Below are 16,992 nucleotides of genomic sequence, written 5' to 3' on the forward strand. Positions count from 1 at the left end.
GCGCACGGCCGGCAGTCGCTCCCGGTCGCCGTCCTGCTGGCGCTCTCCTCGGTCTGCGCGCTCAGTCTGGGCACTCCCTACGTGCCCGTGCACCGGCTGATCGGCGCGGTGCTGGACGGGGACGGCAGCCTCGCCGGGATCGTCGTCACCCAACTCCGCCTGCCCCGCCTCGTGCTGGCGCTCGTGGCCGGTGCCTGCCTGGGGGCGGCCGGACTGGTCCTCCAGGAGGCGCTGCGCAATCACCTGGCGGTGCCGGAGATGCTGGGAGTGTCGTCCGGGGCGGCGCTCGGCGTGGCCGCGCCCCTGGTGCTGGCCCTGTCCCTGCCCGCCGCCGTCCAGCCCTTACTGGCCATCGGCGGTGCCGCGCTCGGCGGCGGACTGACCCTGCTCGCCGCCGGGTTGGGCCGCAGCCCGTCCGCCGTACTGCTGACCGGGGCAGCGGTCGCCGCCGCGTTGCAGGCCGCGTTGCTCGTCCTGATGGTCATGGCCGACCAGCTCGACCTCCAGCTCATCTATCGCTATCTCCTCGGCTCCCTGTCCGCCCGGACCTGGGACGACGTCGAGGGGCTGTGGCCGTGGCTGCTCGTCGCCGTGCCCGCCCTCGTCCTGTGCGCGCCGGTGCTGTCGGTGATGCGGCTGGGCGACGAGGACGCCGAGGCGCTGGGGGTGCGCGCCCACCGGGCGCGCCTCGCCGCGCTCGGCATCGCCGTCGTGCTCATCGCCCCGGTGACGGCCGTGTGCGGGCCCGTCGCCTGGGTGGGGTTCCTCGCGCCGCACCTGGCCCGCTGGTTCGCCCCCGGCGCGGGCGCCGTCCGCTGGCTTCCCTGGTCCGCCGCCTGGGGCGGCGCCGTCGTGACGGTCGCCGATGTCCCCGCGCGGCTGGCCCTGGCGCCCGTGGAGACGCCGGCCGGCGCCTGGACGGCCCTGCTCGGAGTGCCGGCCGGGGTGGCCCTCATGCGGTCGGGAGGCCGCAGACGCCAGACCCCCGCGAGCGCGGCGCTCCGGCGATCCCGGACGGCCGTACCCCACCCGCCGGGGGCCGCGCCCCCGTCCCGCGACGCCCGGACGGAGACTCCACGATGACCCGGCGGTTCACGGCGCTCGCGGCACTGGCCGTCCTGTGCGCCGGCGTGGAACTGGTGGCCGGGCGGGGCATGTCCCCGGCCGCGGCCTGGGACGTCCTGAACGGCGGCGGTGACCCGACGGAGCGCCACATCCTCCTCCGACTGCGCCTGCCCAGACTGCTGGTGTCCCTCGGTGCGGGCGCGTGCCTGGCCGTGGCGGGGCTGGTCCTGCAGTCCGCGCTGCGCAACCCGCTCGCCGGTCCCGAGGTGACCGGCGTGACGCCGGGCGCGGTCCTCGGGGCGGTCACCGCCACGGCACTGGGTCTGGCCGGTTGGGACTCGCCGCTGGCCGTGGTGATCGCGGCCTGCGCGGGCGGGTGCGCCGGTGCGGCCCTGCTGTGGCTGCTCGCCGGGCGCGGCCGCGGGGACCCGGCGCAGACCGCGGTGCACGGGGTGCTGGTGTCGGCGGTGCTCGGCGGGCTGACCGCCATGGTGCTGCTCGTGGAGCCGGGCGAACTCGGCAGCGTGGTGCAGTGGCTGGTGGGCACCACCGAGGGCCGGGTGTGGCAGCACTGGCACCTGCTGTGGCCGTGGGCGCTCGCCTGGGGAACGGCGGCCTGGCTGCTGGCCGGTCCGCTGACCCTGCTGCGCTGCGGCGACGACATCGCCCTCGCCGCCGGGCTCGCCGCTCGCCGGGCCCGCACCCTGGCTCTCCTGTGCGCGGTCGCGCTGACGGCCGGCGCGGTGGCCGCTGTGGGCGCCCTCGGCTTCGTCGGGCTGCTCGTTCCGCACCTGGCCGTGGCGCTCTTCGGGGCCGATCTGCGCAAGAGCCTTCCCGGCGCGGCCCTGGCAGGGGCCCTCGTGGTGTGCGGAGCGGACGCCGCGGCGCAGCTGTCCTCGCGCCTGCTCGCCCAAGGGCTGGGCTCCGGACGGCTCACGCTGCCCGTCGGTGCGCTCACCGCCTGCCTCGGCGCCGCACTGCTGCTGGTCGTCGTGCGCCGCACGCCGAGCCGTACGTTCTGACGTCGAATCGAGGACAGAGCATGACCGAACCCCTGGGGATCCACGTCGAGTCGGTCCACTTCGGCTACCCCGGACAGCCCGTGCTGAGGGGCGTCGACCTGACCGTCCGGCCGGGCGAACTGACCGCTCTCATCGGCCTGAACGGCTGCGGCAAGTCGACCCTGCTGCGGCTCGCCGCCGGACTGCTGCGTCCGGACCGCGGGCGCGTCCGGCTCGGCGGCGACGATCTGGCCGCGCTCTCCAGACGGGCCACGGCACGCCGGGTGGCGCTGCTGCACCAGTCCGCCCCCGCCGTACCGGGTATGACGGTCCGTCATCTGGTCCGGCAGGGGCGGTACGCGGCGCGCGGACCGCTGGGCATGCTGCGCGAGGGCGACGACCCCGTCGTACGGCGTGCGCTGCGCGACGTCGGGGTGGAGCAGTGGGCCGACCGCGACGTCGACGCGCTGTCGGGAGGCGAGCGGCAGCGGGTGCGGCTCGCGATGGCGCTCGCCCAGGACACCCGGGTCCTGCTGCTCGACGAGCCGACCACCTATCTGGACCTGCACCACCAACTCGACGTGCTGCAGACCGTGGTGCGTCTGCGCGAGGAGCGCGGGCTCACGGTGGTGACGGTGCTCCACGACCTGGCACACGCGGCCCGGTTCGCCGAACGGATCGTCGCGCTGCGCGACGGCCTGGTGGTGGCCGACGGCACGCCGAAGCGGGTCGTCACGCCGGGGTTGCTGGCCGATGTGCTGAACGTGGCCGGCCGTGTCGGCGAGGACCCCGAAGGGGGGTGGCCCGTGTGTTATCCGGATCACCCCATCCGAACCCTTGAATATGAAAATCAGATTCATTAGCGTGTGACCCACGGCGCTCGACCGAACGCCGTACCTCCCTGACATGAAGGAGAGTTCATGGACAACGAGCAGGTCTTCGCCCCGATCGTGGACCCGGGCCAGCTGGCCCACGACTCGGCCTCCCACTCCAACGCGCTCGTCGAGAACCCCTTCGAGGACACCGAGGAGTAAGCGAGGGGCTCAGCCTCCTCCATCGCGGGCCCGCCCGATGCCTTCCGGGCGGGCCCGCACCCGTCCCCGACCCGCCGTCAGGAGAACCGCCGTGTCCCGCAACCGACTCGTACCCGGTGCCGAGATCGTCGCCGTGCCCGGCCGAGGTCTCGCCGTCCGCACCCCGGAAGGGGAGTTCCTCACCGTCAGGACCGGCGGAGCCGACCAGCAGTCGCTGCTCTCCCGCCTGGCAGGCGAGGACACCGGCCCCCGGGCGGACGAGGAACTCGACCGCGTCGTCCGCGGGTTCGAGCAGGCGGGATACCTGGCCGAGGAAACCCGGCCCGCCCCGTGGCCGGCCGACCGGCGGCGCGTCCTGCTGCTCGGGGACCGGACGCTGACCGGACCGCTCGCCGCACACCTGGCGGACCTGGGCGCCGACCCTCGCACCGACCCGCGCCCGAGCGCATCCCCCACCTCACCGGTCTCCGTCGACGACCTGCTCGCCGCGGACCCCGCCGCCGTCGTCTGGTGCCTCGGCACCCCCGCGCCCGACGGGCTCTGGGACGCCGCCGACCGGCTGCCCGAGCACGGCGTCGCCTGGCTGCGCTGCCACCGCGAGGGCTGGCAGGCGTACGTCGAGCCGCTGGCCGCCGGGCCCGGGGACGTCACCTCGGGCCACGTCCGCGCCCGCCGGCTCGCCGCCACCCCCGCCCATCGCGAACTGGCGGCGTACTGGAGCGGGCCCCGCACCCTCGGTACACCGGTCCGGCTGACCGTCGCCGCCGCCTCCCTCCTCGCCGCGCTGCTCGCCGACGACCTGTGGCGATGGGCCACCGGTGTCCGCGAGACCACCGGCCTCCCGGCACGGCGCCGGCTCCGCCGCGTCGACCTGCGCACCCTGACCGTCACCGAACACCCCGTGCTGCCGGTCCCCGACGTCGCACCGATGCCGGAGGCGCGCGCGTGACGGCCCACGACACGGTGGTGGGGGGCCTGGCCACCGACGTCCGCCTCCCCGCCGGCGACGGCCCCTTCCCGGCCGTCCTGATCCGCACCCCCTACGACCGCACCCGGCACCGGTCCGAGGCACACGGCTGGGCCCGCCACGGTTTCGCCGCCGTCGTGCAGGACGTACGGGGCCGCTTCGCGTCGCCGGGGGAGTGGCGCCCCTACACCGGCGAGGCCGCCGACGGGGCGGCCACCGCCCGTTGGATCCGGCGGCAGCCGTGGTGCGACGGCCGGCTGGTCGCCGCCGGCGCCTCCTACGCCGCCCACTGCGCCCTCGTCCTGGCTCTGGAGGCACCCGGCGACGCGCGAGCCGACGCGGTCGTCGCGGCCGTACCGGCTCTCGGCCTCGCGGAGACGGCACGGGAAACGTCCGGCGTGGAACGGCTGTTCACCCGCGCCGGCTGGTGGGCCGCACACGGAGACCGGCGGGACTCCGACGAGAACGCCCTGGCCGCGGCCCTCGCGGCCGACCCCGGCCTGCTCGCGCACCTGCCGCTGACCACCCTGCCCGAGCGGCTGGGCCGCGACCTGCCCTCCTGGACGACACTGTGGGCCCACCGCGACCGAGGGCGCCTCGTGGCGGAAGCGGTCCACGCCGAGGTGCCCCTGCTCGTGGTGGGCGGCCACCACGACCACTTCGCCGACGACACCGTCGCACTGTGGCGCTCCTGGGGCGGCCCCTGCGCACGTCTGCTGCTCGGCCCCTGGCGGCACGGTCTCGTCGCCACCCCGGGCCCGGACGCGGGCCCCGCCCACCGACTCGGACTCGGCGATCTGTACGCGCGCTGGGCGCGCCGCGCCCTGGCCGGCGCGCTCACGGCCGGCCGCCGCGGCGCCGTGGCCCTGGGCGGCGCCGACATGTGGCTGCCCGCGAGCGCCGACGGCGAACCGAGCATCCGGCGCCTGCGGCTGCTGCACGGCTCCACCTTCACCGCCGACCCGGACCGTCCCGTCCGTTCGGACGACCTGACCGTCCCCACCGACGGTCCGCCCGACCGGTGCCTGCTGGCCACACCGCCCCTGCCCCGCCCCCTCGACGTGGTCGGCCCCGTCGGCCTGCGGCTGCGGGCGACCGCCCACACCCCGTCCGCCGACTGGGCCGCCCGGCTCGTCGCGCTCACCCCTGCGGGCACCGCCGAGCCACTCGCCGTCGGCGTCGTCCGATCCGGCGAGACCGCGGGCCGCCAGGCCCCGTTGCACATCGGACTCGGCCGGCTCGCCCGCCGCCTGCGCGCCGGCACCCGGCTGCGTGTCGAGATCGCCGGACACCACTTCCCCGCGCACGCCCGCAACCCCCACACCGGCGACGACCCGGTCACCGCCCACCGCCTGATCGCCTCCCGCCGCGACATCGACCCGGCCGGTGCGGCGCTCACCCTGCCCGTGCTCCCGTCCCGCCCCACCCCCACCGACCCCGCCGAGGAGATCCTGCGATGACGGCGCTGCCCCTGGACGCACTCGTCGACCCCGTCTGCGGCATCGTCCGCAAGGTCAAGCCCGTCGAGCACCCCCCGGGCACCCCGCCCCGGTACACCGCCCTCACGGCCGAGGTGTCCGACGCCCGCAGACTCGGGCTGTGGCCCGCCGACCGCGTCTCGCTCGGCACCACCTTCGGCGACCCCGGGCAGGCCCGCACCGCCGCGATAGCCGAGGGCGTGGAGCGGTACTGCGGCAACCGCCTCCCACCGCCCGGCCACCCGGACGCCCCCCTGCGCGCCAGCGCCGCCGACCTGGCCGACAAGGGCCTGCGCCTCTACGGCCCCGGCGAACTGCCCGCCTACGCGCCCTGGCAGTACGCGCGGGAGAAGTTCCCCTACCGCCCCTTCACGGCAGACACCCCGGCCCTGTGGACCCGCGGAGCCGAACAGCGGGCCGACGGGACCACCGCCGAGGTGTGGGCCCCCGTCTCGCTCACCCACCTCAACTGGCGCCAGGGCGAACTGCGCGCCCTGCCCCGCACCCACCACCTCAACTACGCCGGGATAGCCACCGGTCAGGGCCTCGACGACGCCGTCGAGCGGGGACTGCTGGAGATCGTCGAACGCGACGCGCTGGAACTGTGGTGGCACCTGGACGGCCCGGCCCGCGGCATCGACCCGGCGAGCGTGCCCGGCCTCGCCGACGACCTCGCCGGCTGCGCCCTCGACGTCCACATCGTCGAGATGCACTCGGAGTTCGCCCCCTGCATGGCCGCGCTCGTGCACGACCCGCGCCTGGGCCTGTACGCCGCCGGGTTCGCCTGCAAGTACGACCCGGCCGAAGCCGCCCGCAAGGCCGTCCTCGAAGCCGTCCACACCTGGGTCTTCACCCAGGGCCTGACCGATCCGGACGGCTGGGTGTTCCAGGCCGTCGAGACGGGGCTGCTCGCCCGCGGGCTCTACCTGGAGCACCGCGCCGACGGCCGCTACCTCGACGTGTGCGGCGAGCAGTTCGAGCACGTGCGGGACCTCGGCGCACACGTGCAGGTGTGGCTCGACGAACGGATGGCGGCCGAGGCGAGACGGTTCACCGAGCCCGCCCTGGGGACCGTGCCCGTGGCCGCGGTCGAGCCCGGCGACCGGCAGCGACTGGATGACGCGCTCCGCGCGGGCGGCCACCGCGTCATGACCTTCGACCTCACCACCGAGGACGTGGCCGAGACCTCCCTGCGCGTGGCCAGGGTCCTCGTCTCCGGGCTCCTGCCCAACGCGCCCGCTGCCTTCGGCTACTTCGGCTGCCCCCGTCTCGCCGAGGCCGCCCTCGCCCGCGGGTGGCGCACCCGGCCGCCCGCCGGGCCCCGTGACTTCACCCTGGCCCCTCCGCCGCACATGTGAGGCCGTCGTGCAACACCCCTCTGACACCATCCCGGCCGACCTCGCCGCCGCCCTCGCCCTCGCCCGCTCCCCGCAACCCCCGGGCCCCGACACCCCGGCCGGAGCGGCGGTCCGGGCCTGGCCGGGGACGCCGGTCCCCCTCCCGCAGGCCGGACCCGCGGACCTCGACCTGCACGCCCTGCTGCGTCTGTCCCTGGCCGCCTCGGACCCCTCCGGGCGGCTGCGGCCCGCACCCTCCGCCGGCGCCCTGCACCCGGTCGACACCGAACTGACCGTCGGCACAGGGTGCTCCCTGCCGCCGGGGCGCTACGGCTACGACCCGCTGCGCCACCGGGTGCACCACCTCGGCCGGCAACCGGCGGGCACGCCGCCGGGGGCGACGGCCGCCCTCACCGTCACCGCGCAGCGCACGGCCTCCCACTACGGCCACCGGGCGCGGCCCCTGCTGCTCCTGGACACCGGCCACGCCGCCGCCGCACTGGTCCTGGCGGCCCGCGCCCTCGGAACGGGCGAGCCGCGCCTGCGCATGGACGGACGCACCGAGAGCCCGCTGGCCTCCGTGCACGTTCCGCCGCCGGCCGGACGGGGGCCGGGACCAGCCCCGGACGGCAGCCGCGCCACCGGGCGGCGGGAGCAGCCTCCCACCGCCGCCGAGCTCCTGGCGCGCCGGAGTGCTCCACCACCGTTGCGCGGTGCCCCCGCCCCGGACGCCTTGCGGACGGTCCTCACCGCAGCCGCCCGGGCGGGCACCGCGGACCTGCGCTGGTCCGTCGCGGTGGGCCCGCCACGACCCGGCCTGGCCGCGCGGGCAGCCGACGGCGCGGCCCTGCGGCACTACGCCACGGGAGACGCCCGCCCCACCCTCGCCGCCTGGGCCGCGGGCCAGGCATGGATCGCCGACGCGGGCGCCGTCCTGCTCGCCCACGGCTGCCCCTCCGACGCCGACGCCCCCCGCATCCGCCGCGCCCACCTCCGGGCGGGCTTCGCCGTCCATCTGGCCCACCTCACCGCCCTGCGCCTCGGACTGGCCGCCCGGCCCGTCGGCTCCTGGCAACAGGCCGACCTCGGGGCCGCGCTCGGCGCCGCCCCGGGCCGGGACTGGATCGTGCACGCCCTGGCCCTCGGCACCCACTCCGCCGACGAGGAGAACACCACGTGATCGTCCACCCGGAGCTGCGCCGCGCCGCACGGCGCGCACGGCGCCCGCTGCTCGGCGCCACCCTCCTGCAAGGTGCCCTCACCCTCACCTACCTGGCGCAGGCCGCCCTGCTGGCCCTCGCCCTGGCCGGCCTGGCCCGCGAGGACACCGGCGCACTTCCCTGGCTGATCGCCGCGGTGCTCGCGGTCGTCGCGGCCCGGGCCGGGCTGACCCTGTGGCAGCGCCGCACCGCCACCAGGGCCGGGGCCCGGGTCCGCATCGCCCTGCGCGACGACCTCCTCGCCCAGCTCGGCCGGCTGGGCCCCGCCCACCTGACCACGGCGCGCGCGGGAGCGGTCCGCACCACCCTCGTCGACGGGGTCGAGGGCGTCGACGCCTACGTCTCCCGCTACCTGCCCCAGCTCCTGGTCACGCTCGTGGTGCCGCCCCTGATCCTGGCCGCCGTGGCCGTCGTGGACCCCCGGGCCCTCCTCGGCCTCGTCCCCGCCCTGCTCCTGGCCCTGGCCGGACCGCGCGCCTGGGACCGGCTGCTCGCCGCCCGCGGCAAGGAGCACTGGGACACGTACGAAGGACTGGGCGCGGACTACCTGGAAGCCCTTCAGGGCATGCCGGCGCTGCGCGCCGCGGGAGCGGTCGGGCGCACCCGCGCGCGACTGGAGGAGCGGTCGGCGGCACTGCACCGGGCCACCGTCGCCAAGCTGCGGGCGTCCCTGGTCGACACCGGCATCACCGACCTCGCCATCCAGGGCGGCACCGCCGCCGCGGCCCTCCTCGCCTGCTGGTCGGCCGTCACGGGTGCCACCACGGCCACCGGCACCTATCTGGTGCTGCTGCTGGCCTCCGAGTGCTTCCGCCCCGTGCGTGACCTCGCCCGGGAGTGGCACGCCGGATACCTGGGGGCGTCGGCCGCCGACGGGCTCGCGGCCCTGCGCACGGCCCGGCCGGCCGTCCCCGACTCCGGAACGGCCCCGGCCGACTGGCAGACCCCGCCCGAACTCCGCTTCCACGACGTCCGGTTCACCTACGACGGCGCCGCTGGCCCCGCTCTGGACGGAGTCTCCTTCACCGCGCGAGCGGGACAAACGACCGCGATCGTCGGGCCGTCCGGCGCGGGCAAGACCACCCTCCTGGCCCTGCTCCTGCGCCACCACGACCCCCAGGACGGCCGCATCACCCTCGACGGCCTCCCCACCACCGCCCACTCACTCGACTCGCTGCGGCGCGGCATCGCCGTCGTCTCGCAGGAGACCTGCCTCTTCCACGCCACCGTCGCCGACAACCTCCGTCTGGCCCGGCCCGGCGCCACGGACGACGACCTCGTGCGGGCGGCGCGCGTCGCCGGGATCCACGACGAGATCACCGCGCTCCCGGACGGCTACGCCACCCTCCTCGGAGAACGGGGCGCCACCCTCTCCGGAGGGCAGCGACAGCGCCTCGCCCTCGCGCGGGCGCTGCTGGCCGACGCCCCGGTCCTCGTTCTCGACGAGGCCACCAGTTCGGTCGACGAGCGCCACGAGGCGGACATCGTGCGGGAGTTGGCGACCGCCGCCCGCGGCAGGACCGTCCTCGTCGTCGCCCACCGGCTCGCGGCCGTCCGGTACGCCGACCGCATCGTGGTGCTCGACGAGGGGCGGGTGGACGCCGTCGGTGACCACAGCGCTCTGATCGCCGCCGGGGGCGTCTACACCCGGCTGGTCGAGGCCGGCCACGCCCATCGAGGAGAACTCGCCGCATGAGCACCGCCACCCCGCCGGCAGCCCCCCGCACCGGCATACCCGCCCGGGGCGCGCTGCGCGCCCTGCTCCCCGCCCTCGCCGCGCACCGGGCCATGACGGCACGCACCTGCGCCGCCGCGCTCCTCGAACAGGGCTCCCTCGTCGCGCTGCTGACCCTGGCCGCGCACACCGTGGGCACCGCCGTCATCGAGCAGCGGACACCCTCGGCCGGCACCGTCACCGCCCTCGCCGCCCTGGTCGTGCTGCGGGCCCTGACGACCTGGCGGGAGATGGACCTCTCCCACGACCTGGCCTACCGGGTCCTGGCCGCGCTGCGGGTACGTGTCTTCGACGGCCTGGCCCGCAGCGCACCCGCCCGGGTCGCCGGCCGGCGCAGCGGTGATCTCGCGGCCACCGCCATGGCGGACGTGGAGGCACTGGAGTTCTTCTACGCCCACACCACCGCCCAACTGCTCGCGAGCGGCACGGTGTTCACGGCCGGCTCGGTGGTCCTCGCCGTGCTGGAGCCGTGGCTGCCGGTCGTCGTGCTGCCCGTCGCCGTGCTGCTGGCCGCCGCGCCCTTCGCGGACGCACGCGCACGCTCGGCGCGCGGCAGCCGCACCCGTACGGCCGCGGCGAGGCTGTCGGCCGACACCGTGGAGACCGTCGACGGCCTGCGCGAACTCCTCGCCTTCGGCGCTCTGGCGGAGCGGCGCAGGATGCTGGGGGAGCGGGGGCGGCAGGTCGGGGACGCCCAGCGCGCCGAGGCCACCTGGGAGGCCGTCGCCGCCGCCGTGCGCGACCTCCTCATCGTGGCTGCGGTCCTCGGCGTGGTGGCCGTGGCCGGGTACTCCGTGACCGCCGGACGACTCCACGGGGCGTGGGCACCCGCGGCGATGGCGCTGGCCCTGTCCCTGCTCGGCCCGGTCGCGGAATCGGCTCGTGCCCTGAGTCAGGCCGTGGCCCTGCGCGCCGCCGCCTCCAGGGTCGGCGCGGCCGTCGGCGCCCCCGCACTCGCGCCCCCGCCCACCGCGCCCCGTCCGCTGCCCCCGGGGCCGCTGGGTGTCCGGCTGCACCGTGTGCGCTTCGACTACGGCGGCGCACCCGTGCTGGACGGCGTGGACCTGACCGCCCGCCCGGGGCAGACCCTCGCCCTGGTCGGCGCCTCGGGTGCGGGCAAGTCGACGTGCGCGCACCTGCTGGCCCGGTTCTGGGACCCGGCCGGCGGGCAGGTCCAGTTGCTGCCGCCCGGAGGGGACCCCGTGGACGTCCGGCAGGTGAGCGACGGGGACCTGCGGCGGGCGGTGATGCTGGTGGGGCAGGACACGCCCCTCTTCCACGGCACCCTGGCCGACAACCTGCGGCTCGCGGCACCCGACGCGGACGACACGGCGGTGGCCGAGGCCGCACGGCGGTGCGGTGTCGACCTGATCGGCCCGCCGAGCACACCGGTGGGCGAGCGCGGCGCCACCCTGTCGGGCGGCCAGCGGGCCCGCATCGCGCTCGCCCGCGCCCTGCTGGCCCGGCCGAAGGTCCTCGTGCTCGACGAGTCCACCGCGCATCTGGACAACACCGGCGACGCCCAGCTCGCCACCGCACTGGTGGCGGAGAATTGGACGACCATCGTCATCGCGCACCGACCGGCCACCATCCGCCGCGCCGACCGCATCGCCGTCCTGGAAGGAGGACGCATCGCGGAGGAGGGCACCTGGCAGGAACTCACCGACCGCCCGGACAGTGCGCTGAACCGCATCCTGGCCGCCTCGCCGGGCAGTTGACGCCCCGGCCGAGCGGCGAACACCGACTCCCGACCGCCCGGGCCGGGAGCCGGTGTTCACCGCCCGGCGTCCGGAAACAGGCTGACGGAGCCAGACGGTACGTTGTGGCCATGTGCATCTCCACCGGTGAGGCCGCCTTCTCCGGCACCATCGTGTACTGCGGGCGGCAGCACCATCCCGAGCACGGCCTCATCCACGTCCTCGGCTACCAGAACACCGCCGTCAACCTGGCCGACGGCCCCAACGCCATGCTCCTGCACCTGCCCACCCGGCAGCTCTCTCCCCGCCACTTCCTCCCGGCCGGACGCACCGCCGGCATCCTGCACCGGATGGTCGACGCCGTGGACACCCCCGCGGCGCCGGACGACGGCATCGCATGGATGGACGCCGGTCCCCGCCCCGTCCAGGTCTTCGACCACGACGTCTACACGGTGCTCCTGGCTTCCGATCCCACCGCCGTCCCCGCCGCGCTGCGGCACGTGCCGCCGCACAAGCGCCCCGACCTCGACCCGTCCCTCCTGCGCTTCTACGCCGAGCACTTCCCCGACCACACCATCGCCGTGTGCTGCTTCGACAACGCCGACGCGCGACAGGCCAAACCCCTGCTGCTCTGGTACGCGCCCCTGCACCCCGACCGGCTGACCGTGCCGTCCCTGGACGGTCATACCGGCGGCGCACCGGACCCGGACGCCGACGTGCCCGTGGACCACTGGGTCCTGTTCTCCACCGACCGGGCCCCCTCCGGCTGGGGAGCCACCGTCACCTATCCCCGGGACCTGCGCCACCGCCTGCGCAGCTTCCTCCCCGCCACCGTCGTGGGCCGCCGCTACGGTCCGGGGCAGGAACTGCCCAACGGCGACTTCTCCATCGGCCACGACGACCTGCTGGCCGGTGACCTCGACCGCGTCGAGCGACGCCGGCCGGTCCGCCGCTGAGGGGGCCCGGCCCGCGGGCCGGGAGCGGCGCATCACGCGGCGGAGAACCTGTTGGCGGGCCGCGGCGGCCCCGGGCGAGGCCGTGCCCCCGGCCGCTGCGCACTCCACCGTCCCACCCCGCGTAGCCTCGTGCTGTGCCGTCCGCCTCCCGTCTTCACCGTGTCGCCGTCCTCGTGCTCGAAGGTGCCAAACCGCTCGATGTCGGCATCCCCGCGCAGGTCTTCACGACCCGCGCGAGCATGCCGTACGAGGTGCGGGTGTGCGGGGCGACACCCGGGCTCGTGACCGGCGGCGACGGTCTGGCGTACCACGTCGCCCACGGGCTGGACGCGCTGGAGTGGGCCGACATCGTCTTCGTCCCCGGCTTCCGCCACCCGGACCGCGAGGACCCGCCGCGAGCCGTCGTCGACGCCCTGATCGCCGCCCACGAGCGGGGTGCGCGGCTCGCGGCGATCTCCACCGGCGCGTTCGCCCTCGCCGCCACGGGGCTGCTCGACGGCCGACGCGCCACGACGCACTGGCACTACACCCGCGCCCTCATGGCCAAGCATCCGGACGTCCGCGTCGACGAGAACGTGCTGTTCGTCGACGAGGGCAGCGTGCTCACCTCCGCCGGCGCCGCCTCGGGCATCGACCTCTGCCTGCACATCCTGCGCGGCGACCTCGGAGTGGCCGCCTCCAACCACGCCGCCCGGCGACTGGTCGCCGCTCCCTACCGCAGTGGCGGCCAGGCCCAGTACGTGCCGCGCAGCGTGCCCGAACCGCTCGGCGAGCGGTTCGCCGACACCCGCGAGTGGGCGCTGCACCGGCTGGGCGAGCCCCTGACCCTGGACATCCTGGCGCGTCAGGCGGGTGTGTCGGCACGCACCTTCTCCCGGCGCTTCGTCGAGGAGACCGGCTACACGCCGATGCAGTGGGTGATGCGCGCCCGCATCGACCTGGCCCGCGAACTGCTGGAGCGCTCCGAGCGCAGCGTCGAGCAGATCGCCGCCGACATCGGCCTGGGCACCGGCGCGAACCTCCGCCTGCACTTCCAGCGCATCCTCGGCACCACGCCGAGCGAGTACCGGCGCACCTTCACCCGCGGCGAGTGACCGCGCGTGAAGGCCGCCCGAGCGCTGCCCGGACCCGCGCGTGGCGGGATCCTTTCGAACCATGGCGATAGCGCCACTGTCCGCCCCGCCGTCCGCGAGCGAGCCTGGTGGCGAAGGGAAGGGACACCACTCATGACTCGCATCGCCATCAACGGTTTCGGCCGCATCGGACGCAATGTGCTGCGCGCACTGCTGGAGCGCGACAGCGCCCTGGAGGTCGTCGCCGTCAACGACCTCACGGAGCCCGCCGCCCTCGCCCGGCTGCTCGCCTACGACAGCACGTCGGGCCGGCTCGGGCGGCCGGTGACCGCCGACGGGGACCACCTCGTCGTCGACGGGCGCCGGATCAAGGTGCTGGCCGAGCGCGAGCCGGCGCAGCTGCCGTGGGCCGAGCTCGGCGTGGACATCGTCCTGGAGGCCACCGGACGCTTCACCTCGGCCAAGGCCGCCCGCGCCCACCTCGACGCGGGCGCGAAGAAGGTGCTCGTCAGCGCGCCCTCGGACGGTGCCGACGTCACCCTCGCCTTCGGTGTCAACTCCGACACCTACGACCCCGACCTGCACACCATCGTCTCGAACGCGTCCTGCACGACCAACGCGCTCGCGCCGCTGGCGAAGGTGCTCCACGACCTCGCCGGTATCGAGCACGGGTTCATGACGACGGTGCACGCCTACACGCAGGAGCAGAACCTGCAGGACGGCCCGCACCGCGACGCCCGTCGCGCCCGTGCCGCCGGCGTGAACATCGTGCCGACCACGACCGGCGCCGCCAAGGCGATCGGCCTGGTGCTGCCCGACCTCGACGGCAAGCTGTCGGGCGACTCGATCCGCGTGCCGGTGCCGGTCGGCTCGATCGTCGAGCTCAACACGACCGTGGCCCGGGACGTGTCCCGTGAGGACGTGCTGGAGGCGTACCGCGAGGCGGCGCAGGGTCCCCTGGCCGGCGTCCTCGAGTACTCGGAGGACGCGCTCGTGTCGACCGACATCGTGGGCAACCCGGCCTCGTCGATCTTCGACTCGGCGCTCACACGTGTCGACGGCCGCCACGTCAAGGTCGTCGCCTGGTACGACAACGAGTGGGGCTTCTCCAACCGCGTGATCGACACGCTCGAACTGCTCGCCGGCCGCTGATCCGGCATCGGGGCGGGACGCCTTCCCGGGCGACCGCCCCGGCCGCTTGCCTCGGGGCGCTCCGGCCGGCCGTTCGCGCCGGCCGGGGCGCTCACGCGCGTCCACTCCCGGCCGGGCGGACCCCGCGTGGCCGGTGTGCCCGCGGCCGCTCCCGCCCGGCTAGGCGGGCTCCGGTTCGGCCGGGGCGGCGGCGACGGTGGCCGGACGCCGTACGGTCAGCCGGCTCACCTCGTAGGACATCTCGGTCGTCTTCGGCTGCGGGGGAGGGTGGTAACGCCCGGCGCAGACCGACAGGTTGACGATCAGGTAGGCGTGCCAGCTCCGCCCCACCCCTCGTCCGTCCGCGAAGACCTGTCTGCCGTTGAGCCACCAGCGCACCGAGCGGGCCCCGAACTCGGTGCGCAGGTCCACCCACGCGCCCGGACGGACCGCCTCGTCGTGGTGGTAGAGGTTCGTGCCGCGCACGTGGTTGGTGAACTCGAGCAGGTCCGGGTTGTCCGGGTGGTACTCGAAGACGTCGATCTCCTGGTCGCCGTCGCGCCAGGTCCAGATCGCCGGCCACGCGCCGATCGCCTCGGGCAGCCGGACCCGGGCTTCGAGCACGTCCCCGGCGCGGACGGTGAACCCCTCCTGACTTCCCTCGGTGGTGAGCAGCCCGGTGTTCCACCGCCCGTCGCGCCGTCGTCTGGCCCGGAAGACCCCCGAGCGGCTGTACGCGGCGTCGGACACCAGGTGGTCCAGCTTGTCGTCGCGCGGATTGATCGGGCCCCCGTCCGGATACGCCCAGGAACGCCCGGCGACCCATTGGGTGGGGGAAGCGAAGTCGGCCGTGAAGACGACCGGAGCGGCAACCGGACGAGCCGGTAAGGATTCGGTCATGTCGGATGTCTCGCCTCGTCTTCAGGGCACTATGCGCCGAACCCGCAATCTGCAACCGGTTTGACCCTTTCGAGTGAACGGCCCCGGAATTCCCCGTCCCTTCCTCCCGTCCGCTCACGTGGACGACTCTGTGAATGCCGCTCCTCGTGTGGACGTGTCGGCCCTCTTGATGCCGTGGGGCAGCTCTGCTTCTCTTCGGTTAGGAAAGTTTCCTACTGGTCATGCGCCTGAACGGAGTTCACATGAGGGCCCCACACCCGTCGCTCCGCCGGGCAGTGGCAGCCGCCGTGCTCAGCGGCGTCCTGCTGCTCCTGCTCGGCCTCGTGCCGACCGGATCCGCGCACGCGACCGTCACCCCCCGCGCCGCCGCCACCCCGGTCGCCGCCAACGGCCAGCTCAAGGTCTGCGGCACCAAGCTGTGCAACAGCCGCGGCAACCCCGTCCAGTTGCGGGGCATGAGCACCCACGGCACCCAGTGGTACCCGCACTGTCTGACCAGCGGCTCGCTGAACGCCCTGGCGAACGACTGGAAGGCCGACGTCCTGCGTGTCTCGACCTACGTCCAGGAGGACGGCTACGAGACCGACCCGCGGCACTTCACCGAGCTCGCGAACTCGCTCGTGCAGCAGGCGACCGACCGCGGCATGTACGTGATCGTCGACTGGCACATGCTCACCCCGGGCGATCCCCACGCCAACCTCAGCCGGGCCCGGCAGTTCTTCACGGACATCGCCCACCGCAACAAGGACAGGAACAACATCCTCTACGAGATCGCCAACGAGCCCAGCGGCGTGAGCTGGTCGCGGATCAAGAGCTACGCGGAGCAGATCATCCCGACGATCCGTGCCATCGACTCCGACGCCCCCGTCCTGGTCGGCACCCGCGCCTGGTCGTCGTTCGGTGTCTCCGAGGGCGCCGACGAGTCGGAGGTCGTGAACAACCCGGTCAGGGCCTCCAACATCATGTACACCTTCCACTTCTACGCCTCCTCGCACCGGGACGAGTACCTGGCGACCCTCTCCCGCGCCGCAGGCAGACTGCCCGTGTTCGTCACCGAGTTCGGCACGCAGAACTACGCCGGCGAAGGCGCCGACGACTTCGCCATGTCCCAGCGCTACCTCGACCTCATGGCCGACAAGAAGATCAGCTGGGTCAACTGGAACTTCTCCGACGACCACCGCTCGGGAGCCGTCTTCAAGACCGGCACGTGCGACAGGTCCGGGCCGTGGACGGGCACCGCGCCGCTGAAGCCGGCCGGGGTCTGGATCCGCGAACGCATCAGGACGCAGGACGACTTCCCCACTGCGTGACGGCGCCCCCGCGCCGACGGCCGGATCGAACCCGCGGACGGGATCAGCGCCCCGCGGCCCCCGGCGGCCGCAGGGGAACCGGCCGAGA

The 16,992-nt window shown here is 75.2% G+C and carries 15 protein-coding genes; 14 read left to right on the forward strand and 1 reads right to left on the reverse strand.

Annotated elements, in window-relative coordinates; genetic code table 11:
* Positions 1-36: 36 nt before the first annotated feature.
* The 13 genes from ACFYWG_RS09145 to gap all read left to right on the forward strand — a co-directional run bounded on the left by ACFYWG_RS09145 (position 37) and on the right by gap (position 14,715).
* Entirely contained in the window at positions 37-1,083 is a 1,047-nt protein-coding gene (locus ACFYWG_RS09145; protein WP_389200754.1) for a FecCD family ABC transporter permease, read from the forward strand.
* Positions 1,080-2,087 carry a FecCD family ABC transporter permease gene (locus tag ACFYWG_RS09150; RefSeq protein WP_389200229.1) on the forward strand — a complete coding sequence of 336 codons (1,008 nt, stop codon included), beginning with the start codon at positions 1,080-1,082 and terminating at the stop codon, positions 2,085-2,087. The genes ACFYWG_RS09145 and ACFYWG_RS09150 overlap by 4 nt, the downstream gene beginning before the upstream one ends.
* A 20-nt stretch (positions 2,088-2,107) precedes the next feature.
* Complete coding sequence (locus ACFYWG_RS09155) at positions 2,108-2,929, forward strand: ABC transporter ATP-binding protein (protein ID WP_389200231.1); 822 nt, start codon at positions 2,108-2,110, stop codon at positions 2,927-2,929.
* 57 nt (positions 2,930-2,986) lie between these two features.
* Complete coding sequence (gene amiA / locus ACFYWG_RS09160; protein WP_244310224.1) at positions 2,987-3,100, forward strand: streptamidine family RiPP; 114 nt, start codon at positions 2,987-2,989, stop codon at positions 3,098-3,100.
* A gap of 91 nt (positions 3,101-3,191) precedes the next feature.
* Positions 3,192-4,049 (forward strand): hypothetical protein, encoded by an 858-nt coding sequence (locus ACFYWG_RS09165; protein ID WP_383508906.1) that lies wholly within the window; start codon positions 3,192-3,194, stop codon positions 4,047-4,049.
* A complete protein-coding gene (locus ACFYWG_RS09170; protein WP_389200234.1) occupies positions 4,046-5,527 on the forward strand; it encodes a CocE/NonD family hydrolase in 1,482 nt (493 codons plus the stop codon). The genes ACFYWG_RS09165 and ACFYWG_RS09170 overlap by 4 nt, the downstream gene beginning before the upstream one ends.
* Positions 5,524-6,903, forward strand: a complete 1,380-nt coding sequence (locus ACFYWG_RS09175) for a YcaO-like family protein (protein WP_389200236.1) — start codon at positions 5,524-5,526, stop codon at positions 6,901-6,903. Before ACFYWG_RS09170 ends, ACFYWG_RS09175 begins: the two co-directional genes overlap by 4 nt.
* 7 nt (positions 6,904-6,910) lie before the next feature.
* Positions 6,911-8,062 (forward strand): SagB/ThcOx family dehydrogenase, encoded by a 1,152-nt coding sequence (locus ACFYWG_RS09180; protein WP_385418714.1) that lies wholly within the window; start codon positions 6,911-6,913, stop codon positions 8,060-8,062.
* A complete protein-coding gene (locus ACFYWG_RS09185) occupies positions 8,059-9,798 on the forward strand; it encodes an ABC transporter ATP-binding protein/permease (RefSeq protein WP_385418717.1) in 1,740 nt (579 codons plus the stop codon). Before ACFYWG_RS09180 ends, ACFYWG_RS09185 begins: the two co-directional genes overlap by 4 nt.
* Positions 9,795-11,555, forward strand: coding sequence for an ABC transporter ATP-binding protein (locus tag ACFYWG_RS09190; RefSeq protein ID WP_389200239.1), 1,761 nt, complete (start codon positions 9,795-9,797; stop codon positions 11,553-11,555). The genes ACFYWG_RS09185 and ACFYWG_RS09190 overlap by 4 nt, the downstream gene beginning before the upstream one ends.
* 110 nt (positions 11,556-11,665) lie before the next feature.
* Positions 11,666-12,490, forward strand: a complete 825-nt coding sequence (locus tag ACFYWG_RS09195; protein WP_389200241.1) for a hypothetical protein — start codon at positions 11,666-11,668, stop codon at positions 12,488-12,490.
* 134 nt (positions 12,491-12,624) lie between these two features.
* Positions 12,625-13,584, forward strand: a complete 960-nt coding sequence (locus tag ACFYWG_RS09200) for a GlxA family transcriptional regulator (protein ID WP_376327138.1) — start codon at positions 12,625-12,627, stop codon at positions 13,582-13,584.
* 132 nt (positions 13,585-13,716) lie between these two features.
* Positions 13,717-14,715 carry a type I glyceraldehyde-3-phosphate dehydrogenase gene (gap, locus tag ACFYWG_RS09205; protein WP_383508883.1) on the forward strand — a complete coding sequence of 333 codons (999 nt, stop codon included), beginning with the start codon at positions 13,717-13,719 and terminating at the stop codon, positions 14,713-14,715.
* Positions 14,716-14,874: 159 nt separating this feature from the next.
* Here the strand turns inward: gap and ACFYWG_RS09210 are convergent, their stop codons facing one another.
* The gene (locus ACFYWG_RS09210) at positions 14,875-15,594 is read right to left on the reverse strand and encodes a beta-glucanase (protein ID WP_389200244.1); all 720 of its coding nucleotides are present in this window, start codon (positions 15,592-15,594) and stop codon (positions 14,875-14,877) included.
* Positions 15,595-15,836: 242 nt separating this feature from the next.
* Between ACFYWG_RS09210 and ACFYWG_RS09215 the strand changes: the two genes are divergently transcribed.
* Entirely contained in the window at positions 15,837-16,904 is a 1,068-nt protein-coding gene (locus ACFYWG_RS09215) for a glycoside hydrolase family 5 protein (protein ID WP_389200246.1), read from the forward strand.
* Positions 16,905-16,992 lie beyond the last annotated feature (88 nt).

Source organism: Streptomyces sp. NPDC003456 (assembly GCF_042878735.1).
Classification (GTDB): Bacteria; Actinomycetota; Actinomycetes; order Streptomycetales; family Streptomycetaceae; genus Streptomyces.